General features: G+C 60.1%; 20 protein-coding genes. 13 read left to right on the top strand and 7 right to left on the bottom strand.

Going from position 1 to position 26,542, the window contains the following annotated elements; all coding sequences use genetic code 11:
• The first annotated feature begins 60 nt into the window (after window positions 1–60).
• On the top strand, window positions 61–702 hold the full coding sequence (locus ACSSVH_RS13380; protein ID WP_492633296.1) for a DUF1345 domain-containing protein: 642 nt from the start codon (window positions 61–63) through the stop codon (window positions 700–702).
• Window positions 703–886: 184 nt separating this feature from the next.
• Entirely contained in the window at window positions 887–1,348 is a 462-nt protein-coding gene (locus tag ACSSVH_RS13385) for a hypothetical protein (RefSeq protein WP_170041348.1), read from the top strand.
• Window positions 1,349–1,412: 64 nt separating this feature from the next.
• Here the strand turns inward: ACSSVH_RS13385 and ACSSVH_RS13390 are convergent, their stop codons facing one another.
• The 3 genes from ACSSVH_RS13390 to ACSSVH_RS13400 form a co-directional block, all read right to left on the bottom strand.
• On the bottom strand, window positions 1,413–3,677 hold the full coding sequence (locus tag ACSSVH_RS13390; RefSeq protein WP_492633297.1) for an autotransporter outer membrane beta-barrel domain-containing protein: 2,265 nt from the start codon (window positions 3,675–3,677) through the stop codon (window positions 1,413–1,415).
• 259 nt (window positions 3,678–3,936) lie between these two features.
• On the bottom strand, window positions 3,937–5,955 hold the full coding sequence (locus ACSSVH_RS13395) for a hypothetical protein (protein ID WP_492633298.1): 2,019 nt from the start codon (window positions 5,953–5,955) through the stop codon (window positions 3,937–3,939).
• Window positions 5,956–6,150: 195 nt separating this feature from the next.
• Window positions 6,151–7,383, bottom strand: a complete 1,233-nt coding sequence (locus tag ACSSVH_RS13400; RefSeq protein WP_169951867.1) for a hypothetical protein — start codon at window positions 7,381–7,383, stop codon at window positions 6,151–6,153.
• Between the two features lie 265 nt (window positions 7,384–7,648).
• Here ACSSVH_RS13400 and ACSSVH_RS13405 point away from each other — a divergent pair, with 265 nt between their 5' ends.
• The 5 genes from ACSSVH_RS13405 (at window position 7,649) to ACSSVH_RS13425 (ending at window position 12,783) form a co-directional block, all read left to right on the top strand.
• Entirely contained in the window at window positions 7,649–8,668 is a 1,020-nt protein-coding gene (locus ACSSVH_RS13405) for a substrate-binding domain-containing protein (protein WP_170057282.1), read from the top strand.
• 64 nt (window positions 8,669–8,732) lie between these two features.
• Entirely contained in the window at window positions 8,733–9,515 is a 783-nt protein-coding gene (locus tag ACSSVH_RS13410; protein ID WP_170041343.1) for a sugar phosphate isomerase/epimerase family protein, read from the top strand.
• Window positions 9,508–10,452 carry a sugar kinase gene (locus ACSSVH_RS13415; protein WP_170041342.1) on the top strand — a complete coding sequence of 315 codons (945 nt, stop codon included), beginning with the start codon at window positions 9,508–9,510 and terminating at the stop codon, window positions 10,450–10,452. The genes ACSSVH_RS13410 and ACSSVH_RS13415 overlap by 8 nt, the downstream gene beginning before the upstream one ends.
• A gap of 58 nt (window positions 10,453–10,510) precedes the next feature.
• Window positions 10,511–11,806, top strand: coding sequence for an MFS transporter (locus ACSSVH_RS13420; protein WP_169951876.1), 1,296 nt, complete (start codon window positions 10,511–10,513; stop codon window positions 11,804–11,806).
• Window positions 11,806–12,783, top strand: coding sequence for a 2-hydroxyacid dehydrogenase (locus ACSSVH_RS13425; RefSeq protein ID WP_492633299.1), 978 nt, complete (start codon window positions 11,806–11,808; stop codon window positions 12,781–12,783). The genes ACSSVH_RS13420 and ACSSVH_RS13425 overlap by 1 nt, the downstream gene beginning before the upstream one ends.
• A 704-nt stretch (window positions 12,784–13,487) precedes the next feature.
• Here the strand turns inward: ACSSVH_RS13425 and ACSSVH_RS13430 are convergent.
• The gene (locus tag ACSSVH_RS13430) at window positions 13,488–15,113 is read right to left on the bottom strand and encodes a methyl-accepting chemotaxis protein (RefSeq protein ID WP_492633300.1); all 1,626 of its coding nucleotides are present in this window, start codon (window positions 15,111–15,113) and stop codon (window positions 13,488–13,490) included.
• 234 nt (window positions 15,114–15,347) lie between these two features.
• Here ACSSVH_RS13430 and ACSSVH_RS13435 point away from each other — a divergent pair, with 234 nt between their 5' ends.
• Genes ACSSVH_RS13435 through ACSSVH_RS13445 form a run of 3 tightly spaced genes read left to right on the top strand, consistent with a single transcriptional unit; the run spans window position 15,348 to window position 17,805 of the window.
• Window positions 15,348–16,775: a nucleobase:cation symporter-2 family protein gene (locus ACSSVH_RS13435; protein ID WP_169951882.1), complete on the top strand. Its 1,428-nt coding sequence runs from the start codon at window positions 15,348–15,350 to the stop codon at window positions 16,773–16,775.
• Window positions 16,776–16,783: 8 nt separating this feature from the next.
• Window positions 16,784–17,251, top strand: coding sequence for an LEA/WHy family protein (locus ACSSVH_RS13440; protein WP_170041338.1), 468 nt, complete (start codon window positions 16,784–16,786; stop codon window positions 17,249–17,251).
• 5 nt (window positions 17,252–17,256) lie between these two features.
• Window positions 17,257–17,805: a GNAT family N-acetyltransferase gene (locus ACSSVH_RS13445; protein ID WP_492633301.1), complete on the top strand. Its 549-nt coding sequence runs from the start codon at window positions 17,257–17,259 to the stop codon at window positions 17,803–17,805.
• Window positions 17,806–17,822: 17 nt separating this feature from the next.
• On the opposite strand, the gene ACSSVH_RS13450 is transcribed toward ACSSVH_RS13445, so the two are convergent.
• On the bottom strand, window positions 17,823–18,074 hold the full coding sequence (locus ACSSVH_RS13450) for a hypothetical protein (protein ID WP_038441493.1): 252 nt from the start codon (window positions 18,072–18,074) through the stop codon (window positions 17,823–17,825).
• 165 nt (window positions 18,075–18,239) lie between these two features.
• Here ACSSVH_RS13450 and ACSSVH_RS13455 point away from each other — a divergent pair, with 165 nt between their 5' ends.
• Entirely contained in the window at window positions 18,240–18,560 is a 321-nt protein-coding gene (locus ACSSVH_RS13455) for an ElaB/YgaM/YqjD family protein (protein ID WP_169951888.1), read from the top strand.
• Window positions 18,561–18,599: 39 nt separating this feature from the next.
• Here the strand turns inward: ACSSVH_RS13455 and ACSSVH_RS13460 are convergent, their stop codons facing one another.
• Window positions 18,600–19,631, bottom strand: coding sequence for an Ldh family oxidoreductase (locus tag ACSSVH_RS13460; RefSeq protein WP_492633302.1), 1,032 nt, complete (start codon window positions 19,629–19,631; stop codon window positions 18,600–18,602).
• A gap of 129 nt (window positions 19,632–19,760) precedes the next feature.
• Between ACSSVH_RS13460 and ACSSVH_RS13465 the strand changes: the two genes are divergently transcribed.
• Window positions 19,761–24,902, top strand: a complete 5,142-nt coding sequence (locus ACSSVH_RS13465) for a dermonecrotic toxin domain-containing protein (protein WP_492633303.1) — start codon at window positions 19,761–19,763, stop codon at window positions 24,900–24,902.
• A gap of 11 nt (window positions 24,903–24,913) precedes the next feature.
• Here ACSSVH_RS13465 and ACSSVH_RS13470 read toward each other — a convergent pair whose 3' ends face one another.
• Entirely contained in the window at window positions 24,914–25,183 is a 270-nt protein-coding gene (locus ACSSVH_RS13470; RefSeq protein ID WP_169951895.1) for a PepSY domain-containing protein, read from the bottom strand.
• Between the two features lie 151 nt (window positions 25,184–25,334).
• On the opposite strand from ACSSVH_RS13470, the gene ACSSVH_RS13475 reads away from it, so the two are divergent.
• The gene (locus tag ACSSVH_RS13475; RefSeq protein ID WP_170057276.1) at window positions 25,335–26,333 is read left to right on the top strand and encodes a FecR family protein; all 999 of its coding nucleotides are present in this window, start codon (window positions 25,335–25,337) and stop codon (window positions 26,331–26,333) included.
• Window positions 26,334–26,542: the final 209 nt, after the last annotated feature.

Consider the following 26,542-nt stretch of genomic DNA (forward strand, 5'->3'; position numbering starts at 1 on the left):
CAAGCCGGCTCCTACGGGAATAGGCTATGGTGCTCACATGTCCTGTGTTTGTGAGCCATCATGCCTTTTCTCGCCCGTACCCACCCTCGCCTTTCCGCCGCTGCCGTCCTGGGCCTGGCAATCGGCATCCTGGCGCCCGTCGACTCAATCCTCAGCAAAATCCTGATCGGCTGGAACGTAGGGGTCTGGACCTACCTGATTCTAATGCTGCGCCTGACCATCCGTGCCAAGGCCGAAGACGTCAAGCGCATCGCCGAGGTCGAGGACGAGAACGCCGGTCTGGTGCTGTTCATGGTGTGCATTGCAGCGATTGCGAGCCTAGCCACCATTGCCGTTGGCCTGGCCGGCAGCAAGGGCCTGGACACGACCGAGCGCCTGCTGCATTACGGTTTTACCGGGGTGACGGTGATTGGTTCGTGGTTGTTGATCGGGGTGATTTTCAGCGTGCACTACGCCCGCCTCTATTACACCTGGGAGGGCAAGGAACCGGCGCTGCGCTTTGCCGAAGGGCTGCTGACCCCCAACTACTGGGACTTCCTGTACTTCTCCTTCACCATCGGCGTTGCCGTGCAGACCTCGGATGTGGGGGTGGCTACCCGGGCCATGCGCAAAGTGGTGTTGGGGCAATCGTTGATCGGTTTTTTGTTCAATACGGCGATCCTGGGTTTTTCGATCAACATCGCGGCGGGGTTGTTCGGTTAGTCTAAGTGCCAAAGAGTATTAACAGCGGCGTGCTTAGATTGTCATTAGATCATTCATAAGTCGTTGTCTTCGTATACTGTTAGTTCTGACAGTTTACAGCGCAGGTGCGGTGCTATTTCATGACTCAGACAGAGCCGTCAACATCTCTGTTACTCGCACAATCATCAGCGATGGAGAAGCGATCATGACCGAACAAGCGCAACAGTTGACCCCCGAGCAAAAAAAATTGCTTTACCCCAGGTTCCTTCTTGCAACTGGCACATTCGATGCGCGTATCGATAATATACCGCTCCACTTTCAGACCTTGAAACTGCTGCATGACCCTATAGAAGCCATGTACCGCCTTAATGCGCGACATGCTGATAACTCAATCACAGTGAAAAAAATCACGATTGGGCTGCCCAACACCGTTCGTCAGGGGCAGGTACTGGATCTGAGTAAGTGGCAGACCAATGAGGTTAGTGTCTGGTATGCCATTGAGGGCACTCCGAATCCTAACTCCATGCGGTGTTCCACAGGAACTTTGATCGTTAATCGCTTGCAAGCAGGCACTGTCAAGTTCGGCGGTGAATTGAACGGTACCACCGATCCGGATGAAAACGGCAACAGGCATACAATACAAGTCGACTTTGATCTAACCAGTTGATCGCTTATGCAAGAGAAAAAAACGCCCGTATCCTTCGATACGGGCGTTAATAAGCGTCCTGTTTTTACCAGCTGTAACGCATACCTACGTTGGCGCCCCAAGGCTGCTCGACCCGGCCACCACTGCTGTGCTCAAGGTCAGCGTGCAGTTGCAGGTTCTGCGACAACTTCACCGCAACCCCTGCGCCGAACTCAGTGCGTGAGCCTGACAGGTCGTTGTTGAACACATTGTTGTTCACCTTAACCTTATTGTTGTTGGCAAACTCATGCACCATCGCTGCCCGCAGGTACGGCTGGACGACACTGCCACTGTCGAGTTGGATATCACGCCCAATCGTCGCGCCGGCCTTGGCCATGATCGAGCGGGTGCGCTCGCCATCGGCGTGCAGGCCATTGTCCAGGTTGTAATTGGCACCCTGGATGACCACGGTGGACAATTGTGCATACGGTTCGACGAAGTAGCCGTCATCGAGCTTGATGTTGCGCCCGAACTCTGCCGACAGACCGCCACCGGTGTTGGCGTACTTGCCCTTGGACTTGGTACCGTCGCTCATGCCGACCTTGGACTCGTTGTTGAAGCGGTTGAGCTTGGCCACGGCGTCAAAGTACAGGCCACTTTCCTCATCCAGCCAGGTGGCATAGGCACCCACGTAGTAGCTTTTCACGGTGCCGGACGTACCGCGCTTGAGGTTCAGGTCCGAGGTACTGTGACCGGCCATCACACCTACCAGCCACTGGCTGTCGGCCAACGGCATGTCGGCACCCAGGGTGAAGCCTTGCTGGTTCTGGTCATAGCCCACACCAGTGCTCTCGGCCACCTTGTACTTGTTGCCGTAACCGCGCATCCACACACCCGCCTGACCAGGCTCGAAACGCAGTTCGCCCATGCGCGTACGCAATGAGGTCGCCTCGCCGTACCAGACGGTCGGTGCGGTGTTGAACAGCGCCATCACCGAGCGGGTGGACGGGCTGATCACACGGTTTTCCGGGTCGAGGAACCAGTCGGTGCCGTCCTTTTTCAGGCCGTAGGAGTAGGCGCCCACGTCGACGAAATCATTGGCCAGGGAGAACTGCGCGTCCCCGCCTTCGGTGTGCACGATACGAATCGCTTCAGGGTTGAGCGGCTCCACGCCAGTGGCCTCAAGCAGCAGGCTGTGGGTGCCGTTGGCTTGGCCATTGATATTCAGGAAGTCGGTGATACCCCGGGCAAAATCGGTGCCCATGACAAAGGTGCCTTTACCGTCGAGGCTGTCCAGGTCCAACTGATAGAACGCGTCGCTGTCGCCGAACTTCACCGTACCGCCGGCCAGGTTCAAGGCACCCACCTGGCTGTCGCCGGTCAACTCCCAGTAGGACTGGTCGCCGATGTTCAGGCTGCTGACATTGTGCAACTGGCCCGTCAGCCCGGCGTTGTTGTCGAGGTTCAGGTGCGCGGTGCTGCCGTCCTCGACAATGATATTGCCGTTCAAGCGGCTGTTGTCGACGTTCATGCTCGCCTGGGCGCCGCCGTTGACTTCCAGCAACGTGCCATTGCCGCCGATCAGGGTCGAACCATTGCGCACGTCGATTTCAACGTCCATCGGCTCGCCAGGCTCACCTTCGACAACAATGGCCGAGCCGCTGCGGCCTTCGACGCTGGAATTGTCCAGCACCAGCTTGCCGGCAGTGGTGCTGCCAAGGTTGTTGGTGAACAGCACGCCATTCTTGCCGCCGATGATGCTGCTCTGGCTGGCAGTCGCCGTTGCACCATCAAGCAACACGCCATAGCTGTCGGCGCCAGTGCCTTCGACCACGGTGTTCTGGTTGAAATGCAACTCGGCGTTGCCGTTGGCTATTGCGCCACCCTTTACACCGCGGATGATGCTGTTGAACACCTGGGCAATGCCGCCCGTTTGCGAGTTGAAGCTCTGGAACGCTTGCAGGCCGACAACGGTGTTGCTGTTGATGGAGCTGTCACGAATGATGGCTGTGCTGTCATCCAGGCGCACCGCGCCCCATGTCGAGTTGTTGGAATTGACCGTGGCACCGTTAATACTGACGGAGGAGCCCTGTGTCGCGCGGATATCCTCGATCAGGCTGCCGGGATTGACATTCAGCGTCGAATCGTTGGCCAGGATATGGCCCGCACGGGCGCCGTTCATGGTCAGCTCGGACTTTTGATCGAGTTGCCAGTGATTTGTCGGTTCATCGGCGCCAATGACCTTGGACTCGCCAATCAGATGGCCGGCTTGCACATTGGTTTGCACTGCCGCAAACAGCAGGACAGTCATGGCTGGGACTTTCATCATCTTGCTCAAGGGTTTGAGCTCGAAGTTAATGGGTGCTGACATCGGGTTCACTCTCTGGGGTAGAGCCACTAAAAACGGCTTGGCTCGTTCCCCGCGGAATGAGGCCTCACCTGTACAGCGCAGAGGTTACGTAGTGAACATACCGACGACTGTAGGACTAATCTGAACGAGCAGTGTTAATCGGCAGCGCAGATGCATGGAAAGTGGCGCCCCCGGCAGACGGAACCGTCTAAACGCGCCAATCCAAGGCTTGCAGACGCACAAAAGGGAAGCCAGGCTTCCCTTTTGTGCTTGCAGCGGTTTATTGACTTATCAGAGTGGTTCCCAGGCTAGCCGGTACGCCATCACAGAATGAGTCAGGGTTGGAGAATACCGTGTATACCTCGGCCAGCTCGCCGCGACCGAGTCCCCCACCTGCCACGCCCGTGGTGTAGGTGACCTCGCACGGCCCAAACGCCACTTGAGCCAGGAACGGACGGTAGATGATATTTACCTCAATACCGTTGGCCACCTCGGCAGCGGTCAAGGGCGGGGTTGTAATAGTCAGTGTAAATGGCCCTGACGGATGCCCTGGGCGTTCGCTGGTAATGGTGATCGTAACATCCACGGTATTGCCCACTACCAGTCTTGCATCGCCCGGGATCAACACAGTGGCAGCCAGTACCGGTGGCGAGCCAGGCTGGATTTGTACCAGCGACTGACAGTTCCATTCATCAAACACGAGGCGCTGATACCTTGCAGGTGCCAGCTCCACCGTCACGGCATCGATCACATTGACCATGGTCACGGGCGATGGGTTTTCATTGGTGGTGCCGGGGCCAATCACAGAGTAGCTGACCGGTTGCATATTGTTGCCGTGGCGGGCCACTACGTCCCAGGGAATGGTAAACGTTGCGTCGGCGCCGGGAACTGTAGTGCTTAAAGGGAACGGCCCGACACGCTCTCTGGAGGTGCCCCAATACAGGTAAAACTCATTAGCTGCATGAGGCAGCGCCGCAATGGTCCAAAGGGGAATCACAATAGTGACAGGCAGGTTCGCATCCCCAATGCGCAGGGTGTTCAACTCGTTGGAGTTGGCACCAAACACTTGCGGCGGGTTCAGCCCAGGGTTCACATCGCCTGGCTCCAGTGTGCCCGGCAGGACCGGCCCTTCGACCGACAAATCGAGCTGCAGGGTTTTATCTGGCGAGGTGAAGAACACACCGTTGCGCTCGATCCGGTAACGCACATTTACCGTCTGCGGGCCCAGCGTCGCGGTATAGGCGGCCTTGATTGCGTCATTCATATTATTGAACACCACCGGGAAACCAGTGAGCTCGGTAGTTTGCGGGCCAAAAGGCTCGGCTTCCCATTGCGTCTCGAACTTGTCCAGCCCTGTCACGAAATTAACATACTGCTCAATATGCAGATCGATCCCTTGCACATAGTCCGCAATGCTGAGCAGGTCATCAGTGCTGCCGTTACGAGGGGCAGGCGCAAGTGGCAGGAACGGCGCCAATGGCACGGGATCGGCCAACAACGAAACCGTACGAAACTCATTGAACGACGGGCGACTGACGTTCCCTGCACGGTCCCTGATGGTGTAGAAAAAGTAATAGAGACCACTCAAGGTGATCAGGCTGGCTGGCAGGAAAAAAGTGCTCGACGCAGGTGGCGGCAGCATAGGCACACCTGGACCACTGACCAAATACTCGGGCCGAGGGTCCATGACCGGGCTGTAGTACACGTCAATTTCGTCCCCCGCTTCAAACCGTCCGGGCTGCGGCCCGAAACTGTTTGCCAGGATACGCACCTCCACGCCGCCCTGGTTGATCAGGAAAGCATTGTTGATAACCGTACCCGGCGGGGCATTGACTAATACTGGAGCGGTCGGCTGTTCACGGGACGCCGCTACGGCGTAGGGCGCAATGAGGTCGACCCGGAATGCGGCGGGGTTGGACTCATCCATCGCAGGACCCGGTACACCACCGGCATTACGGTATTGCGTGACTTTGAGTTCATAAAAGCCATGGGCGAACTCAAACTCGGGAGCCGGAGCAGGAACAAATCTATCGATTATTGCCGGCACGGGGTTCAAGTTGATCTGGAAGGGGGGCACGAAGGTGGTCCAACTGGGCACCGTATCTGTGGTTCTGCGAATTTCGACACTCAGCCAGTCGGTGCGTAATGAAATCAGCCCGGTTCGCAGTTGAAGGGTTATACCCGCCCGTGCAACGGCTACCGGGATGAGCCCGGATGCATCATCCAATGCTTCTGCAATCGTGGGGGCATCAATAACGAACGGCGCTGGTGTAATGGTGACGTCAGGGTTGCTGCTCATATCAGTCTCTCCTTAGTACTTAATGTAGGCGTCGCACAAACACTCATTAGGTGGCCAAGCCGCCATCGCCCGATACTTGAGTGATTGCCTGGTGACTGAAATCGCAGCAACACTCTCTCCAGCGCGTAAAACACGCGGCCAAACAAACCACCTTTCGAATTACCCATCTGTTGTTAAAGCAAACGTGTAGGGTGTTCAGTCCTCGGGGCCATTGCCGTCAATCCAGCAATAAATAGGCGTGGGCGGTGGCGGTGAGGTGGGCACCACGCGGTCGAACTCCACATAGCGCGAAGAAGAACGGCCGATCACCACGCCGCCCCTGGACACCGTGTAACTGGCCTCGCCGCCGGCGTTTTTTTTCAGGGGCCGAATCACGCGCTCGACATCCAGAATCCAGAAGGTATAGCCCGCCGCATCGGCGACCCCATCCCAATAATGCGTGAGGGTTTCCACGATATTGGGGTCCGGATTGACATCCGGGTACTTGCCATACCCCTGGAACCGCAGCGTGATCAGGTCGCCAGCGTGTATGTCGGCGTGAGGCGCGACATGCACCTCGACTCTCAACCAGATCGCAGGTTGGGTGCTGCAGGTCAGGAAACGGTTTGGATGCGACTCCGCCTGCGGGAAACTGGGCCGAGGGTACCTGGACGGCGGCAGGCCGGTTTGCAGCTCCGCTTGCTCCACCTGTGAAAACAGCGGATTGACGTTGCCTGCGCGGTCCTTCAGGCGATAGAAGCAGAAGATCCAGCGCGCGCCCGGGAAACTGCGGAACACGGCGCTGGGCACATTCACGAATATACGGCCGGTGGCGCTGGTCAGCGGCGCTGAAACCAGGGTAGGCGCGCCGGTTGGCAAGGTGTTCATATCTGAAAAATACATCAGCACCTGATCACCCACCTCACGATCCAGATAGTCCTTGGGGATTTCCATGGGCACCAGGGGGTTGGCAACCAGGTAGGCCTCGGTGATCGGATCGATGGGAAAAATGGGCGGTGGCAGCAACGCCCCCCCACCGGGTGCATCGCGGTCGATCCTGATGGTCACAACCTCGGAGGCATCAACGCTGGGGCTGTTCGGCGTGCGGTTATGGATGCGAAACCGCAGATCAACAATTGCACTGTTGAGCAGGAATGCCTGAGGTATCTGCAGGGCGTAGGGAAAGTCGGCAGGCGTCATCGGGTTAGGCAGCAAAATCGGCGGCGTATCCAAGGGCCGGGCACCGCGAACGTTCCACTCGAACACCAGATACTGATCTCTGCCCGGACCGGGTAAAAACGCCCAGGGCGTCGGAATCTCAAGCTGCAGATCAGCGAAATAAAACTGTGCCGGCAGCAACCCATCAGGCAGCGCGTCGACGACGATAGGCGCTTCAATCAACAGGATGCCGCCTGGGCCATTGGATTGGCCAGCATTGTGGGTGCTCATCAAAACCTCCCATCACCTAGACACGCGCCAAGGCGTCGATGGATCACGGCGCTTGCGGCTCAGTTGGGATAATTGAACACGTCCAGCAGCGCTGCGGATACTGTCAGAACTAACAGGTCGGCTCGCCGCTCGTCGGTTTCACGCCGCCGGTTTTGGCAGTGTTCCAGCAAAGATTTTCTTGACGAAAGGGGCTGGCTGGTGTTTTCTGAAACCGGTTTCAATGCCCAGCGCACTGCCACCTCACACTAATAAGAAAGGCTCCGCCGTGACTTCATTCTCCGCCGCCCAACGCAGCCGCGTGACCATGCTTGATGTAGCCGAACGCGCCGGCGTCTCCAAGGCCAGCGTGTCGCGCTTTATCGGCGACGACCGCGCCCTGCTCTCCGACGCCATCGCCCTGCGCATCGAGCAGGCTATTGATGACTTGGGCTACCGCCCCAACCAGATGGCCCGAGGCCTGAAACGTGGGCGCACGCGCCTGATCGGCATGCTGGTGGCCGATATCCGCAACCCCTATTCGATTGCCGTGATGCATGGCGTGGAAACCGCCTGCCGCCAGCACGGCTACAGCCTGGTGGTGTGCAACACCGACCGCGATGACGAGCAGGAGCGCCAGCACCTGGCAGCCCTGCGCGCCTATAACATCGAAGGCTTGATAGTGAACACCCTGGGCCATCACCTCGAACAACTGCTGGAACTGCAACGGGAAATGCCCCTGGTGCTGGTGGACCGCAAGGTCGACGCCCTGCACAGCGACCTGGTAGGCCTGGACAACCCACTGGCCGTGGGCATGGCGCTGGACCACCTGGAACACCAGGGCTACCGGGATATCTTGCTGGTCAGCGAGGCGGCCGATGGCACCAGTTCGCGGGTTGAGCGTATGGAGAGTTTCCAGGCCCAGATCCGCCGTCGCAAAAAAATGCGCGGCGCCGTATTGGAAATAGACCGCGACCTGCCCCACCGCTTGCAGACGTTTCTTGGCGCAGGCCAAGCCGGGCCCAAAGCGTTGTTCTGTGCCAACGGCATTGCCGCGCTGGCCTGTACCAAAGCCCTGCGCGAACTGGGTTGCCGATTGTTCGAGGACGTGGGCTTGCTCGCCCTGGATGATCTGGAATGGTACCCGCTGGTGGGCAGCGGCATCACCGCCCTGGCCCAGCCGACCGAAGCCATTGGCGCCAGTGCTTTTGAGTGCTTGCTCAAGCGCTTGCGCGGCGATACCGCGCCGACCCGTTCGGTGGATTTTGCCCCGCAACTGATCGTCCGAGGCTCAACCCAACCCGTGTAGGCATAACCGCCTGCACGAGCATTTTTTTATCTTCAAATGAAACCGGTTTCAGAGATCAATAACAATGCACAGATACCCCGTTTCCATCAGCCTTTCCAGCTACGGCGCCGACCTGGTCCGCCAGCGCGGCCAACTGAGTTTTGTCGACCTGCTGGCCGCCGCCGGCGCCACGCGCATTGAATGGCGTGAAGAGCTGCTGACCACCGAACAGCCCGCTGAACTGGCGCAAGCCGCCGCAGCGCAAGGCCTGGAGTGTGTATTTTCCTCGCCCCTGGAACTGTGGGTGGCCGGGCGGGCGCAAGCCAACGCCGAGCTTGCTGCCACCCTCGACCGCGCCCAGGCGTTCGGTGCGCGCTGGTTGAAAGTGTCCCTCGGTTACTTCACCGACACCAACGACCTGCACAGCCTCAGTGCCTTGCTCAATCGCCACCCGGTGCGCTTGCTGGTGGAAAACGACCAGACCCTGCACGGCGGGCGCATCGAGCCGCTGCAACGTTTCTTCGATGAAGCTGAGCGCCTGGCGGTACCGGTGAAAATGACCTTCGATATCGGCAACTGGCACTGGCAGGACCAATCGGCGCGCACCGCTGCGCGCCTGCTGGGCCGCCATGTCGACTACCTGCACTGCAAGGCCGTAGAGCGCCGCGCCGACGGCAAGCTGGTGGCGTTGCCGCCGGGCACCGCCGACCTGCATCTGTGGGAACAATTGCTGCAACTGATGCCCCAAGGTATCAGCCGCGCGGTGGAATTCCCGCTGCAAGGCGCAGACCTGGTGGCGGTCACCACCGTGCAAGTCGCCGCCCTCACCCACCTTGGCCAACCGCGTGTGGAGAATGCCCATGTCTGAGATCGATATCCTCTCGTTCGGCGAGACCATGGCGATGTTCGTCGCCGAACAAACCGGTGACCTGGCCCAGGTCGGTCACTTTGAAAAACGCATTGCCGGCGCCGACAGCAATGTGGCGATCGGCTTGTCGCGCCTGGGCTTCAATGTGGCTTGGCTGAGCCGTGTGGGGGATGATTCATTGGGCCGCTTTGTGGTCGATACCCTAGAAAGCGAAGGCCTGGATTGCCGGCATGTGGCGGTCGATCCGGCGCACCCCACCGGTTTTCAGCTCAAGTCGCGGGAAGAGCGCGGCGACGATCCCAAGGTCGAGTATTTCCGTCGTGGCTCGGCGGCCAGTCACCTGTCCAGCGCCGTGATCACTCCACAGTTGCTAAAAGCACGGCACCTGCACGCCACCGGGATTCCGCCAGCATTGTCGGACGCCACCGCCGAGCTGTCGCGCGAGTTGATGAGCCAGATGCGCGCGGCAGGCCGCAGTGTGTCGTTCGACCCTAACCTGCGCCCGTCACTTTGGCCCAGCGAGCAGAAAATGATCCGCGAAATCAACGCCCTGGCCTGCCTGGCCCACTGGGTGTTGCCGGGGCTGAGCGAAGGTCGCCTGCTGACCGGCTTCGAAGACCCGGCGGATATTGCCGCCTTCTACCTTGACCAGGGTGTGGAAGCGGTGGCGATCAAGCTCGGGCCCCACGGCGCCTACTACCGTAGCCATCTGGACCAAGGGTTTGTCGCCGCCGTGCCGGTGGCCAAGGTGGTGGACACGGTGGGCGCCGGTGATGGTTTTGCCGTGGGCATGATCAGCGCCCTCCTCGAAAACCTCAGCTTTGCCCAGGCGGTGCAGCGCGCCAACTGGATCGGCAGCCGCGCCGTACAGAGTCGCGGCGATATGGAAGGCCTGCCCATGCGCGCCGACCTGCCAGCCCTGCAAAAGGCCGGCTGACCCCGGCGCTAAACCCGTTACCTGTTGCCACAACTACAACAAGCTCAGGAGCAAACCCATGACGACCAAACTCGCCACCCGCCGCTGGTGGTACATCATGCCCATCGTGTTCATCACCTACAGCCTGGCGTACCTGGACCGCGCCAACTATGGCTTCGCCGCCGCCTCCGGGATGGCCGAAGACCTGATGATCACCCCGGGCATGTCCTCGCTGCTCGGCGCGCTGTTCTTCCTCGGCTACTTCTTCTTCCAGGTGCCGGGGGCGATCTATGCCCAGCGACGTAGCGTCAAGAAGCTGATTTTTGTCAGCCTGATCCTCTGGGGCGGCCTGGCCACGCTGACCGGCATCGTGTCCAACGCCTACATGTTGATCGCCATCCGCTTCCTGCTCGGAGTGGTCGAGGCCGCCGTGATGCCGGCGATGCTGGTGTACCTGTGCCATTGGTTCACCCGTGCCGAACGCTCGCGGGCCAATACCTTCCTGATCCTCGGCAACCCGGTGACCATGCTGTGGATGTCGGTGGTGTCCGGCTACCTGGTGCAGCATTACAGCTGGCGCTGGATGTTTATCATCGAAGGCCTGCCGGCGGTGTTCTGGGCCTTTATCTGGTGGCGCCTGGCCGATGAGCGCCCAGCCGATGCCAAGTGGCTGAACGCCGGCGAGAAGCACGACCTGGAAACCGCCCTGGCCGCCGAGCAGGTTGGGCTCAAGGCGGTGAAAAACTACGCCGAAGCGTTCCGCTCGCCACAGGTGATCATCCTCGCGCTGCAATTCTTTTGCTGGAGCATCGGCGTGTACGGCTTTGTGCTGTGGCTGCCGTCGATCCTCAAGGCCGGCTTGCAGATGGACATGGTCGAAGCCGGCTGGCTTTCGGCGTTGCCGTACCTGGCGGCGGTGATTGGCATGCTCGTGGTGTCCTGGGGCTCGGACAAGCTGCAAAAGCGTAAACGTTTCGTGTGGCCACCGCTGCTGATCGCTTCCGTGGCGTTTTATGGCTCCTACCTGCTTGGGGCCGAGCATTTCTGGTGGTCCTACACCCTGCTGGTGATTGCTGGCGCCTGCATGTATGCGCCCTACGGGCCGTTTTTTGCGATCGTCCCGGAAATCCTCCCGGCCAACGTTGCCGGGGGCGCCATGGCGCTGATCAACAGCATGGGCGCGCTGGGTTCGTTTGGCGGTTCGTACCTGGTGGGCTATCTCAACAGCAGCACCGGCTCGCCCGGTGCGTCCTACCTGCTGATGAGCGGCGCGTTGCTGCTGTCGGTGGTACTGACGATTTTTCTCAAGACCGGTGCCCGTGAGCCGTCCCCGGCAGCACCGTTGCACTCCCTGGATTTGAAGGTAAGAACCTGATGAAAAAACATGTCGTGCTGTACAAAAAACTCTCCGCGCCGCTGATGGCCCGCCTGCACGAGGCGGCCACCGTGACCCTGATCGAAAGCCTCGACGCCACGGGCCTGGCGCAACTGCGTGAGGCATTGCCCACCGCCCACGGCCTGCTGGGCGCCAGCTTGCGCCTGGATGCGCAACTGCTGGACCTGGCGCCGCGCCTGGAGGCAGTGGCCAGTGTTTCGGTGGGCGTCGATAACTACGACATCGACTACCTGACCCAACGCGGCATTTTGCTCAGCAACACCCCGGATGTACTCACCGAAACCACCGCCGACACCGGCTTTGCCCTGATCCTCGCCGCCGCCCGGCGCGTGGTGGAGCTGGCCAACATGGTGCGCGCCGGCAACTGGAACCAGAACATCGGCCCGTTGCACTTTGGCAGCGATGTACACGGCAAGACCCTGGGCATCATTGGCATGGGGCGCATTGGTGAAGCCCTGGCACAGCGCGGGAATTTTGGCTTTGGCATGCCGGTGATCTATCACAGCCACTCCCCCAAGCCTGCGGTGGAACAGCGCTTCGGCGCGCAATACCGCAGCTTGCCCGACCTGTTGCAGCAAGCCGACTTTGTATGCCTGACCTTGCCGTTGACCGCCGAGACCCAGGGGCTGATTGGCGCCAGGGAATTCGCGCTCATGGGCCCGGAGACGATCTTTATCAACATCTCCCGGGGCAAGGTGGTGGACGAGGCGGCGCTGGTAGAAGCGCTGCAACAGCGTACGATCCGCGCGGCGGGGCTGGATGTGTTCGAGCGTGAACCGTTGAACCATGACTCGCCGCTGCTGCGCTTGAACAATGTAGTGGCGACGCCGCACATCGGCTCTGCCACCCATGAAACGCGGGAAGCGATGGCGCGGTGTGCCGTGGATAATCTGCTGGCGGCACTGGCGGGAGAACGACCGAAAAACCTGGTCAATCCCGGCGTATGGAAAGCCTGACAGCTCGACCAAATGGCGTGTGTCAGCCACCGCCATCGCGGGCAAGCCCGCTCCTACAGGGGATCTTCATCGGGACAGAAGTCTGGGCCACACCACCAATCAAGTGTAGGAGCTGGCTTGCCTGCGATAGCGGTATGCCAGCCACCGCAAACAGTGGCTGAACCACCGCCATCGCGGGCAAGCCCGCTCCTACAGGGGATCTTCATCGGGACAGAAGTCTGGGCCACACCACCAATCAAGTGTAGGAGCTGGCTTGCCTGCGATAGCGGTATGCCAGCCACCGCAAACAGTGGCTGAGCCACCGCCATCGCGGGCAAGCCCGCTCCTACAGGGGATCTTCATCGGGGCAAAAGTCTGGGCCACACCACCAATCAAATGTAGGAGCTGGCTTGCCTGCGATAGCGGTATGTCAGCCACCGCAAACAGTGGCTGAGCCACCGCCATCGCGGGCAAGCCCGCTCCCACAGGGGATCTTCATTGGGGCAGAAGTCTGGGCCACACCACCAATCAAATGTAGGAGCTGGCTTGCCTGCGATAGCGGTATGTCAGCCACCGCAAACAGTGGCTGAGCTACCGCCATCGCGGGCAAGCCCGCTCCTACAGGGGATGTTCGTCAGGGCAGAAGTTTGGGTCACACCACAAATCAGAGGTAGGAGCTGGCTTGCCTGCGATAGCGGTATGCCAGGCACCCAAGCCTTCCCTGCTTAGATAACAAACCGCGCCACCATCGCATTCAAATCCACTGCCAGGCGCGACAGTTCGTGACTGGCGGCGCTGGTCTGGTGGGCGCCGGCCGCCGATTGGGTGGCCAGGTCGCGGATATTCACCAGGTTGCGGTCCACTTCGCGCGATACCTGGGCCTGTTCTTCGGATGCGCTGGCGATCACCAGGTTACGCTCATTGATCAGGCTGATGGACTGGGTGATCTGCTCCAGTGCCACACCCGCCGCGCGGGCCATTTCCAGGGTGCTTTGGGTGCGCTGGTTGCTCTGTTGCATGGACTGCACCGCCTCACCCGTGCCGTTCTGGATGCCGGCGACCATTTTTTCGATCTCCTGGGTCGACTGCTGGGTGCGGTGGGCCAGGGCGCGCACTTCATCGGCCACCACGGCGAACCCGCGCCCGGCTTCACCGGCGCGTGCGGCTTCGATGGCGGCGTTGAGGGCCAGCAGGTTGGTTTGTTCGGCAATCGCCCGAATAACATCCAGCACCTTGCCGATATCGCGGCCCTGGGTGGCCAGGCCTTCGATCAACACCGAGGTGTTCTGCACGTCCTGGGTCATGGTCTGGATCGCGCCCACGGTTTCCACCACGCGGTCGCGCCCTTCCCGTGCGGCCTGGTTCGACTGGGTCGAGGCCTCGGAGGTGGACACCGCATTACGCGCCACTTCTTCCACGGCAGCGGTCATTTCATTGACGGCGGTGGCGGCCTGGTCGATTTCATTGTTCTGTTGCTGCAAGCCCTTGGAGGCTTCCTCAGTCACCGCGCTCAGCTCTTCGGCGGCGGACGCCAATTGCGTCGCCGAGCCGGCGATATGCTGGATGGTCTGGCGCAGGTTGCCCTGCATGGTCGCCAGGGCGCTGATCAGCCGCGCAGGCTCATCCTGGCCATCATCCTCAATAACCTTGCTCAGGTCGCCGCTGGAGATGGTCTCGGCGGCTGCCACCGCCTTGCGCAAGGGCGTGACAATGCTGCGGGTCAGCAGCCAGGCGAGCAAGACGGTCATCAGTGCCGCGACCACCGACACCACGATAATCCCGCTGATCGCATCGCTGTAGCTGCGCCCGGCGTCGTCCCCGGCCTGCTTGGCATCGGCGGCGTTGATCGCAATCAACTTGTTGAGCTGTTCACCCATCTGATCGGTGCCGTCCTTGATCCGGCTGTTGATCAGGGCCCGCATCTCCTCGACCTTGTTCTGCTGGGACAATGTCAGCATTTCAGCCTGGGCTTTAAGGTAGTTGTCCAACGTCACCGCAAAAGTCTTGTAAAGCGCCGCTTCTTCGGCGCCGGCCGGCATCGCGGCGTAACCCGCCTGGGCTTGGCGGGCCTTGTCGACCAGGACATCAATGCGCGCCTGGGCATCTTGCAGGGCGCCAGGCTCGCGGTTGACCAGCACCCGGAACGACAGAATGCGCAGGCGTAATACGCTCTCGGTAATATTGGCCAGGTAGCCGACACTCGGCAGCTGATTGGCGCCCATGTCCAGCGCGGCCTGGCGAATCAGGGTCATGCGGTTGACGGCAAACACCCCCAGAACAATCACAAGCAACGCAATAAACGCAAAACCGAGAAACGCCCGAGGTGCGATATTCAAATTACGGAGGGACATAGGAAAGCTCTCAAAGAGGGATGGCTGCGAGCGTCCTTGCCGCGACACGGTCACTTAGCGTCAACGCACCGAGATGACTGTTCGGCGCCACTGTTATAAGGGTTGTGTGGGCCTATAAGAGGTATCGGCCGGCTTGAGGCTTTTTGCACAAACCGGAGAAATATATTTTCACACTTTTGACAGTGGGCGCTTTCTGGCATCCTGCGCCTCCATTTTCTGACCCGAGCACGTATCTTGTCTGACGCTCAAGCCCCCCGCCCCCGTTATAAATCGGACCTGATCTATGGTCTGGAAGACCGTCCGCACTTCACGGCGGCGATTTTTGCCGCCCTGCAGCATGTGCTCGCCAGCTTCGTCGGGATCATTACCCCGACCCTGATCGTCGGCGGCGTACTGGGCCTGGAAAGCGAAGTGCCCTACCTGGTCAGCATGGCGCTGTTCGTCTCCGGCCTGGGCACCTTTGTCCAGGCGCGACGCTTCGGCCCGGTGGGTTCGGGCTTGCTGTGCCTGCAAGGCACCAGCTTTTCCTTTATCAGCGTGATCCTCAGTGCCGGCTTCATGGTCAAGGCCCGGGGCGGCGGCACCGAGGAGATTCTCTCGACGATCTTCGGCATCTGCTTCTTCGCCGCATTTATCGAAGTGGTGCTCAGCCAGTTCATCGGCAAATTGCGCAAGCTGATCACCCCGGTGGTGACCGGCACCATCATCACCTTGATGGGCCTGTCGCTGATCAAGGTCGCCGTGACCGACATGGCAGGCGGCTACGGTGCCGCGGACCTGGGCGCAGCGGGCAATATGGGGCTCGCAGCCCTGGTGCTGCTGACCATCGTGGTGCTCAACCGCTTCAATAACCCGTTCCTGCGCCTGGGTTCGATTGTCATCGGCCTGACATTGGGGTTTGTGGTGGCCTGGTGGCTGGGGCGCGTCGACTTGGCGGCATTGCCCCAGGTGCCGCTGATCAGCGTGCCGGTGCCGTTCAAGTACGGGTTCTCGTTCGACTGGGTGGCGTTTATCCCGGTGGCGGTGATCTTCCTGATTTCGCCCCTGGAAGCGGCTGGTGACCTGACCGCCAACTCGATGATTTCCCAGCAGCCGGTCAAGGGCCCGCTGTATATCAAGCGCATCAAGTCCGGCCTGCTGGCGGACGGCCTGAACTCGGTGATGGCCGCTACCTTCAACAGCCTGCCGATGGTGACCTTCGCGCAGAACAACGGGGTGATCCAGTTGACCGGCGTGGCCAGCCGCTATGTGGCGTATTTCATTGCCGGCCTGCTGGTGTTGCTGGGCCTGTTCCCGATGATTGGCGCGGTACTGCAACTGATGCCCAAGCCGGTGCTGGGCGGCGCGACCCTGATCATGTTCGGTACGGTGGCGGTGGCCGGGATCAAGATCCTTGCCGAGGCCGGGCTGCATCGGCGCAATGTGCTGATCGTGGCGATTTCCCTGGGCATGGGCCTGGGCGTGGCGGCGGTGCCGGAAGTGCTGCGCGAACTGCCCAAGGCCTTGCATAACATCTTCGAGTCGCCGATTACCGTGGGTGCGTTCTGTGCGATCCTGCTGAACATTTTCCTGCCTGAAGAGTTCATAGAGCTGGAAGAAGATGAATTTGACCCGGAAGCCTCTACCCTCAAAGTGATGCAGGACCCGGAACCGACCAAATAGGAACCCTTATGCGCAGATTGATCGGCCTGACCCTGTCTTTGATATTGCTCAGCCTGAGCGCCTGCGCCTTGTTCCCCAACCGTGACCCGCTGCATATCAATGTGGTGGGCATCGAGCCGCTGCAAAGCCAGGACCTGGAAGTGCGCTTTGCAATCAAGCTGCGGGTGCAGAACCCCAACGACACGGCCATCGACTACAACGGCGTGGCCCTGGACCTGGAGGTCAATGGCCGGCCGCTGGCGGCTGGGGTCGCTGATCAACAGGGATCCATCCCGCGCTTCTCCGAGACGGTTCTGACCGTCCCGGTCAGCGTTTCAGCGTTTTCGGTATTGCGCCAGACCCTGGGCCTGAGCCAGACCCAGAGTTTGAACAACCTGCCCTATGTACTGCGCGGCAAGCTGGCAGGCGGGTTGTTTGGCACGATGCGCTTTGTCGATCGCGGTACCCTGGACCTGCCCAACACCGTGACTTGGTAAATAGCATGAACACCTTGCCTACCCTGTACACCGAACGCCTGATCCTGCAGCCGCTGACCCTGGACGATGCCGAGGGCATACAGCAGCAGTTTCCCCACTGGGAAGTGGTGCGCTACCTCAATGCCCTGGTGCCCTGGCCCTACCCGGCCGACGGTGCGCGCAGCTACCTGGAACAGGTGGCTTTGCCTGCCATGGCCCAGGGGCGCGAGTGGCATTGGTCGATCCGCCTGCGCGAGACGCCCGAACGGTTGATCGGCAACGTGAGCCTGATGGATGAGCAAGACAACAACCGTGGCTTCTGGCTCGGGCCGCAATGGCAGGGCCAGGGGTTGATGAGCGAAGCCAGCGCGGCAGTGACCGCGTATTGGTTCAAGGTGCTTGGGCGACCCGTGCTGCGGGTGCCCAAGGCGGCGCCGAACCTGGGCTCACGCAGGCTTAGCGAAAAAACCGGGATGCGCTTGATCCGCACGCAAGAAGGACAGTTCGTGGAGGGGGCGTTCCCCAAGGACATCTGGGAAATCACCCGCGAAGAGTGGCTCAAACAACAGCTGTAGGCACCGGCCAGCCAGGCCTACTTGGCGGCCATCAGGCGGTTGACTTCGCTGCGTACCATGTTGGCAAATTCCGGTGGCGACATACCGTCCAGTTCCGAACGCACCCATTCGGCCCATTTGCCCTTGCGCTTGGCGCGCTCGCCAAACAGTCGCGCGCCCTCGCCCTTGGCCTTGCCCAGGTTGCTTTGCCACAAGTCATACAGACGGGACTTTTCATCTTCAAGCGCCGCACGCTCGGCTAAGGGCTTGTTGGCCAGATTGAAGCTCATGTGGAATTACCTGCTGCACAAATAGGTGACATCTTACACTGTAGGTGGAAAGGTCCGAATTCGGATTTTGCATAGACTCAGTAACCCACGAAAAAAAACTGCAACTTTTGCCGTGCTGCAAGACTCCATTGTTCACTGCCCACTTACCCCGCAAGGAGCTACTCAATGGCCCGTAAAACCGCCGCCCAAGCTGTCGAAGAGCAAATCAAGGACCAGGCGTTCAGCGAACTCCAGGCCCTGATCGAAGAATCCGACAAACTGCTCAAGAGCAGCGCGTCGCTGGTGGGAGAAGAAGGTGAAACCCTGCGCGAACAGGTCGCGATCAAGCTCAAGCAGGCCCTGGACTCGGTATCCAGCGTGCGCGAGCGCAGCAAGCCGGTGGTGGATGCTACCGAAACCTACATCGGTGGCCACCCTTGGCAGACCGTGGCGATTTCCGCAGGCTTCGGCCTGGTAGTGGGCCTGCTGCTGGGCCGTCGCAACTGATCGACAACACGGCTGGCGCGGCTCAGCCCGCGCCCGCCATCAGCCTTGCGCCAACGCGCGCAACCGCGCCAGCTCATCCCCATCCAACATAATCCCTTCCAGCGCGGCCTTGTCCCGTGCGCGATGACGCCGGTCGCCTGGCAAACGCCGCAGCCCCGCCGCATGCATCTGCCGCACTAATTCCTGGCTGCGTTGGGCGAAGTCTTGCCCGGCGGTTTTGCTCGGGTCGATCACGATCAGCAACTGGCCGGTCCAGGGCGTCTTGGCGCCGGGGTGGTTGGACCAGTCGAATTCAAACGAAAAATTCCCCCCGGTCAAGGCCCCCGCCAGCAGCTCGACCATCATCGACAACGCCGAGCCCTTGTGCCCGCCAAACGGCAACAACGCACCGCCTTCGAGGATCGCCCTGGGGTCCTGGGTCGGCTGGCCCAGGCTGTCGACACCGGTGCCCGGCGGCACCCGTTCGCCCTTGCCCGCGGCGATCTGCACATCGCCATGGGCAATGGCGCTGGTGGCCAGGTCAAACACAATCGGCGGCCCATCTGCGCGTGGGGCGGCAAACGCGATGGGATTGGTGCCGAACAAGGGCCGATCCGCACCGTGGGGCACCACGCAGGTCATGCTATTGACCACACTCAGGGCGACCAGGCCTTCTTCGGCAAACGGTTCGACATCCGGCCACAGGGCGGCAAAGTGATGAGAATTACGAATCGCGAGTACGGCGATCCCGGCGCAGCGGGCTTTTGCCACCAATAATGGGCGGGCGGCAGCCAAGGCCGGTTGGGCAAACCCATTGGCGGCGTCTACCCGCACGAAGCCCGAGGCAACATCCTCGACCAGCGGCACCGCCTGGCCATTGACCCAGCCGCTGTCCAGGGTCGAGACATAGCCCGGTATGCGAAACACCCCATGGCTATGAGCCCCATCCTGCTCGGCGCGGGCGCAGTTGTCGGCCAGTACGCTGGCAACCTCATGCGAGGCCCCATGACGGGTAAAAATAGCCTTGAGTAGAGTCACAAGTTCAGTGAAGCCGATTGAAGTATTCACTGCGGTAATGGGAGTGGCTGACATCTGAAGCTCCAGAATTGTTATTGGAAGGGGCAACAGCCTGCTGGATTCAGCTGCTTGATTAACAACGCGTGACAAGTGAGCTGTCAACCACCGCTGCGGTTTCAAGCCTATTTATTTAGGGCCCTGCGGATGCCCGCCACGCCTAGGCTCGATGCCTTCTATAACCTGCACCGAGCCTTTGCGATGGACGACCTGCAACTCCCCTACTTTTTCCCCGAGGCCATGCGCCTGGCCAAGCGCCTGAGTGAGCGCGAACGCCAGCGCAATATCTGCGACCAGGATCGCCAGTTTCTGCGCAATCTGTTCTTTGCCAGCGCCACCGGGCGTAAAGCGCAATCCCCGCCGATGATCGCCGAGCGCTTGCTGCTCAACTGCCCAGGCAAGGAACCGATTGAACTGGCCGGGGCATTCGCGATGGGTTCCGAGGGCGACTACAGCGCGGTTTTTTTCTATGGCCCGCAGACCGGACTGGAGAAATTCAGTGATTACGGGCAATTGTCGCAAGCACTGGAAACCAGGCTGGGCGATGAGCACAAACGTGGCGAGCTATTGCATTTCCTGTCCATTGGCCAACGCGCAGATTTCAGCTTTGCGGCCGGTTCTACGCTCACTCGGCAACTGATCGAGGGCAACGTATTCGACGAACAAAAAGCCTGCATCGAGCGTTACCAACAACTGAATGTGCAGGCAATGCTCGATCAATTGGGCCAGTTGCCGTTATTGGAGACGTTGCTGGACCAACTGCTGAACAGCACGTTGCGCAAAGCCTTTCCCAACGCTGATCAACACAAGACCCATGTCTTTTTGTATGCCCTGGCGGCCTCCCCTACGGAGCAGGACCGCTGGGTCGACGCGCTGCGCCTGCGCGATGCCCTGCTGTTGTTTTATCGCCAGCAGTCCTGGCCCGTAGGCCTGCGCCGGGAGTTCGTGAACCCTGAGGTGGCAGCGACCCAGGGCACCAACACACTGTGGGAAGAGGGGCTGAAACAAGCCTCGCGCCAGCTACATCTGTTCCTCCTCAACTCAATAGAGACCTACTGGAACGCTGACATCCATCCCGGGCAGTCGAGGCGCGAGTACTTCGCCCAGGCGATGAGCGATAAATCCAGGGTCGATCTGCTGTTCAAGCGCCAGGAGGATGTGATTTCGGCGCAACAGTGGCAAGAATTGCAAGCGCTTTACCTGGAGGGCAACCGCCGGGGAACAATCCCTATCGAGAAAGTCCGGCTATGGGAGTACCCACCCCATTTTGTCGAGTTGGCCAGTACGCTGGTGATTACCGATAGCCTTAACTGTCTCTACACCCAATCCAAGGGCTTGCAAGTACTTGCAAGCTATGACGACTTGCAGGCAACGCTCAAGGCAATGGCCCAGGCGAGGGGGCATGAAGATGATTTTTTCGGCTTCCTGGGATTGGAGGAACGGGCGCGGTTCATAGGTTTTAAACATCCACAGATCAGTTCGGCCTCTATCAATGGGCCGGTATTCAACACCTTGTTTGAAGGCATCATCAACAAGCAGCGGCAGAACCTCGAGTATTGCCTGGATATCTACCGGCGTAACCTGGGGACGGTCAATGCCTATGCCCTGCTTGATCACGGCCTGGATATCCGTGCCATGCTTGACCATCGTCTACTGGGACTGGATGCCAAGGGTCGCTGGAGCACTCACCCATCGCCACCTTCGGTACCCGCTGAAAGGGCGCGACTGACAATCCGCAAACTGCACAGCCTGGTCAACGCACAGGGCGATCTGATAGCGCGGATTCCCAATCTTGAGACGCTGATTACCGACCAACTGCGCCGCACCTTCAACCTCTCTGCCGGGATCGCCCTGGATCCGGCAAACCTCTACATCAGCCGCTATGCCACCCATGCCGACGCTCAGGAACGCCGGACGCCCCAAGCCAGCCAGAGCATCCTGGCCCATTGCATCGCCCGGCTGAAGGGAGAGGCACAGGCCATTCCTGACTCTGCGCAGTACGGCGTGTACGGGCCACGGAACCACGGCCTGGCAGCAAAACGGCCGGAACTGAGCATTGCTCGACTCAATAGCATGCTCACCCAGTGGTTGCTCGTGCTAAACCTCCAGGCCGTCGCCCAGACTCCCCGCGCGGGCCTGGAGGCATTGATCCCCACGCTGGCACACAGCATGGCAGTGGGGATTCTTGAAGAGGCTAGTCTCAGACTGCTCGATAAAACCCTGGACGAACGTGATGTCGGCATCCTGCGGGCCGTCCTCAAACCGGACAACACCAGCACACGCCAGCCTCTGACCTTGAACGGCTTCACACCCGAAGCCTTCACCCTCTCGCTGCTGGCGAAAGGCCAAACCACCTTGCGTCAATTGGCCAACTGTTTTGTGCTGACCGAGCGCGGCGGGCTTGATCAGCATCACTCCGGACATGCGTTGTTGTGGACGCCCGCCACCGGCGTGGAAGCCTTTACTACGATCAGTTACCTGCGCGACGCATTGGCGCACCGGCTGAACGACTCGGCCCTACGCCTGAGCCTGCTGGAAAACCTGGACGCGCTTAAGCGGCTCCCCCATCAACGCTATGAGCTGGGACCGCTTCAATCAATCAGAGAACCGGTGCTGCATAGGTGCCAGCGATCGTGGATCGATCAACACATCGCCCAGCGCCAACACACTCTGGCGTTCAAGACCAATGCCCAGTCATTGGTCCAGGCGCTCGGCGAGGTGCAGCGCCAACTGCCGGCCAATAATCTGCAGCGCGCTATCGATATCGCCCGCTGGGCTGAACTCAGGCATTCGCTGCCCGACAGGCTCGGGGCCGCGCCGGCCAGGGAACAAAGACGCCACGCGGAGATTCTCGAGCAATATCGCGTCAGTACGTTGCATGGCCGGGACTATCTTTATGAGCTCCGGTCATTGCGCCAGCATGTGTCGGATCGCCTTAACGAAATGCTCGTCGATTACTCGCTGTTTGCCGATGGGGTGCAGATCGTTCCCAAGCTGGCCCTGGCAGGGCTACGCCAGAGCCTGCTGGATTTCGCCATGAACCCCGCCAGCCTGCAAAGTGCCAGGTTCGATGTGGTCTGCACGTCTGCCGACCTTACGGAAACCGTGGTGCGCCAGATGCTGACCCAGTTGAAAATCCACGATGACTACCACACCTACCTGGCGCGACACCTGGCTGGCGGTGCGCCCGGAATCGAGCAGCGGCGCAGGGACTTCAGCCAGCAACTGCCGTGGCAGCTGCTGCAGCATGCCCATGCCCTGAAATTACAGGAGCGCCTGTCAGACCGAGGCTTGGACCTGATCCAACAGGTTGTCGACATGCCAGACGCGATTGCCCGCGCGTCGGTTGCAGGCGCGAGCGCTATCATCAGGCCGCTTGAGCTGCTAGCCACGGCCGGTGCCACGCGCGCGCCCGTGCTCGGCCTCTACCTTATTAGCGCAGGACGCGAGGGGATCCAGGTGTTGTATGCACCCTATCACCCGACACTGAGCTTTACCGAGTTTGAAAGCGAAGCGCAGTTTCTTGAAGCCCTGAACCTGCCGGGTGCCTTGCAAGACTGCGTCCTCAATCGCTTGGCCGCGCCTCAGGACGCGACCTATCGCAATCTGCTGGCCAGCACGCTGGGGAGAGATTCGGAAATCACCCTGGACTTCAATCCAATCCAGGGCAACCTGTTCAGCCAGCTGTTCGACGACAATCGGCAACTGCTCCTCAAGTGGCTCGGCGTCCAATGGGTCGAAGGGGCGCAGGCCGAATGGGAAACCGTCAAGCAGGTGCTCAGCGGTTCTGCCGAGAGTGTGCTGAGTTTGCTGCCTGGCAAGCTGGCGCTGCCGTGGAATATCTGGCGCAGCATTTCGTTGTTCATGGACTCCGCCGAAGCATTGCAAGACCATCATTGGCGCCGGGCCTTACAGACGTTTATCGAAGGCATTGCGCAAATGGCGTCACTGGCTCAGCAATTGCACGACGCGCAGTCATTGCTCTTCGATCCCGAGCAGCAAACGCCCCAGGCTGCGCCGCAGACCTTTGTGAAATGGCCGGGACTGGACATCACCGCCCCACAACGCACCCAGCTTGCACCCAGCGAAGTGAGTGATGTGGCCCTGGTGAACATGAACAAGAATGAGCTCAACGGTACTTACCAGCATCAAGGGGCCGCCTATATTCCGTTGGCTGGCAAGGTGTACAAGGCGCTGTCTCTGGGGAACGACTGGCGCATTCGCACACCCGATCAAAACGGCCCCTTCATACATCGCAACAGCGCCGGGCAATGGGCGATCGACACCCGCGGCAATATCGCACGCTATGGCCAGGCTTTTGGTCGCCTGCTGGATCGCAGGGAAATCCGGGCGTCAGCGCGCAGGACAATGAATATCGAGGCTGTCGGGATGAGGGCCATTCGCCAACTGTGCCCTGATCGGGCCAGGATGATTGTCGAGGCGATCGACCTGGCAACTTTTTATGTGCAGAACTGCAAGTTGAACCTGGCCTTGCTGGAGCCTGGGGTAGCGCCGGTCACGCGTATCCATCGCTTCGTCAATGAGTTCTTTGGCATTGATATCGACACCGATCAGGGCCCGCAAGTGGTTGATCCACTCCTGGTGCAAAAGCTGCATCGTATCGTCGATCTGATCCTGGCAGCGCTGTTGGACCCCAAGCTCAGCGCGCTTGATTCCAAGCGTTTCGTGGCCGGTTCTCATCGAACGGACCCACACGGCAATTGGGGGTTCACTATCGATAAAGATCCTGATCGGCGGATTTACTTGTCCGAGCATTTTTTTGCACCGCCTTTGAGCATTTATGACAACTGCCTGCCCGACCATTTCGACTGGGCGGCCCATGCGCGGGCGACGCTGCTGATTCATGAGTTGAGCCATGTGGTTGCTGAGACAGCCGATGCAGCGTACCTGGACTCCGTGGCGCCGTTTTCCGACCTGATCGAGACGTTGACAGAGGCCGGGCGCACTCTGTCTGGCGCCCTGAAAAAACAGCAATCCCAAAGCTACTCGCGCAGGACACCCGTGGGCCAGCTATTCAAGTTTGCGGACGTGAGCGGCACGCTATGGAGCGACTTCGGACAAGCCTCAGATACCGAGTACATCAGGGATCAGATACTTCGCACCACCGGGGGCGCGAATTTGGGCAACGCAAGGGGGATTTTCATGAGCAACCTGGCAAGGCGAGTCGACACCATGCTGGATAATGCCGACTCGGTGGCGTTCATGATCAGTAACCTGGGACGTCAGTTAGACCCAGTGCCCTCCAGTCGAAGGGCATCGCTGGACTGATCCCGCGGGGATCAGTCCTTTTGATCGCGCAGTACATTGCCCGAGGCGCCGTCGATGCGTGCTTCATAAACGATACCGTCAGCCTTGCGACCTTTTACTTCCCAGTAACCGTCGTTATCAGCTTCGGCCTGGTAGACCTCGATGTAACCGGCCTTGGTCTTGGCGGTTTCAATGGCTTTCTCGATGGTGATCCAACCTGCCCCGGGTTTGTCGGCCAGAGCGGCGCCAGCGCCGAGCAAGGTGGCAGTGGCAAGCATGGCGGTGAGGGTTTTCTTCAGCATTTTCTTACTCCGTTAGAGAGAATGACTTACAGATCCAGATTTTTAGGGTGTTTGGACCCCGAATTAGTTCCACATTGATGCTCATTCGCCATGATGGCTGTTCTCGGCACCCTGCCGGGAAGGTTAGAATGTAGGAAATCAGGAAGCACCAATGACCGAGCAACCCCTTTCAGAAGCTGACTACGACGCAATCACCGATGCCGCCGCGCATTGGTGCATGCGCCTGCACGCTTTTGATTGCACAGAGGCCGAGCGCCAGGCGTTCGAGCAATGGCACGACGCACATCCCCTGCATGCGTTCGAATATGCGGCCATGCTGGAAATCTGGGATGTAGCCGACCATTTGCCCCGCAGTAACGAACCCGCCCCGCCCCTGGCGCTGGTTCCACCGCCCAGCCGCTGGCGCAAGTATGCCGTGGCTGCCGCCATCTCTCTGGTGGCGTTGCCCCTGGCCGCCTTCACTGGCTGGGAGGCCGGGTGGCTGCCCAGTTCCTATGAGCATTACGCCGCCGAAAACGGCCTGCGCCAAGTGACACTGGCCGACGGCAGCGTCGTGGAACTGAACCTGGGCACCGAGCTGGTCTACAGCAACTATAAAAACGAGCGCCGGGCGACCCTGAAAAAAGGCGAGGCCTTCTTCAGCGTCAGCCACGACCGCGAGCATCCGTTTGTGGTGCGCGCCGGCAGCGGGCAGATCCGTGTGACAGGCACCCAGTTCAACGTCTGGAAGTATGACGAGCAGGTGCGGGTCATGCTGCTGGAGGGCTCGGTGAAGATCACCAGCGATGCCAGCCACAGCGGGCTGAACCTCACACCCGGGATGCAGGCCAGCTACAACCGTGGTGATGCACAACCGCAGCTACAGGCATTCTCCCCCCACGACCCGGCACTGGCCTGGCGCACGGGCAAGTTGATCCTCGACAACCTGGCACTGGTAGATGCCTTGCCCCTGATCAACCGCTACCTGGGCAAACCGGTGATGCTGGCCGATACCGGCACCGGCAATATCCGTATTGGCGGGATCTACGATATCCATGAAGTTACCCATCTGGTGTCCTCCCTGCCCAAGGTGCTGCCGGTCTACCTGACCCAGAACCAGGATGGCAACACCGTGCTCAATTCGATCCCACGCAAAACTCCCAAACGCTGAACAGCAATCGCTCCCCAAGGGATTGCTCGCGCCATGATGTCCACTTTTGAAACACCCACCGCCGCGCAAGCGCCCTGCGGCTGCGGATTCATCGATTGGTCATCAATAGTGTTGCGCTGCTGAAACACCCCTTTCGCCCTGCCTGCCCATGCCAGGTGCCGGTCATCCGCTGGCGTCCTGTTTCATAGCTGATACACCTTTGCACCTGC

Source organism: Pseudomonas sp. HC1(2025) (genome assembly GCF_058742075.1).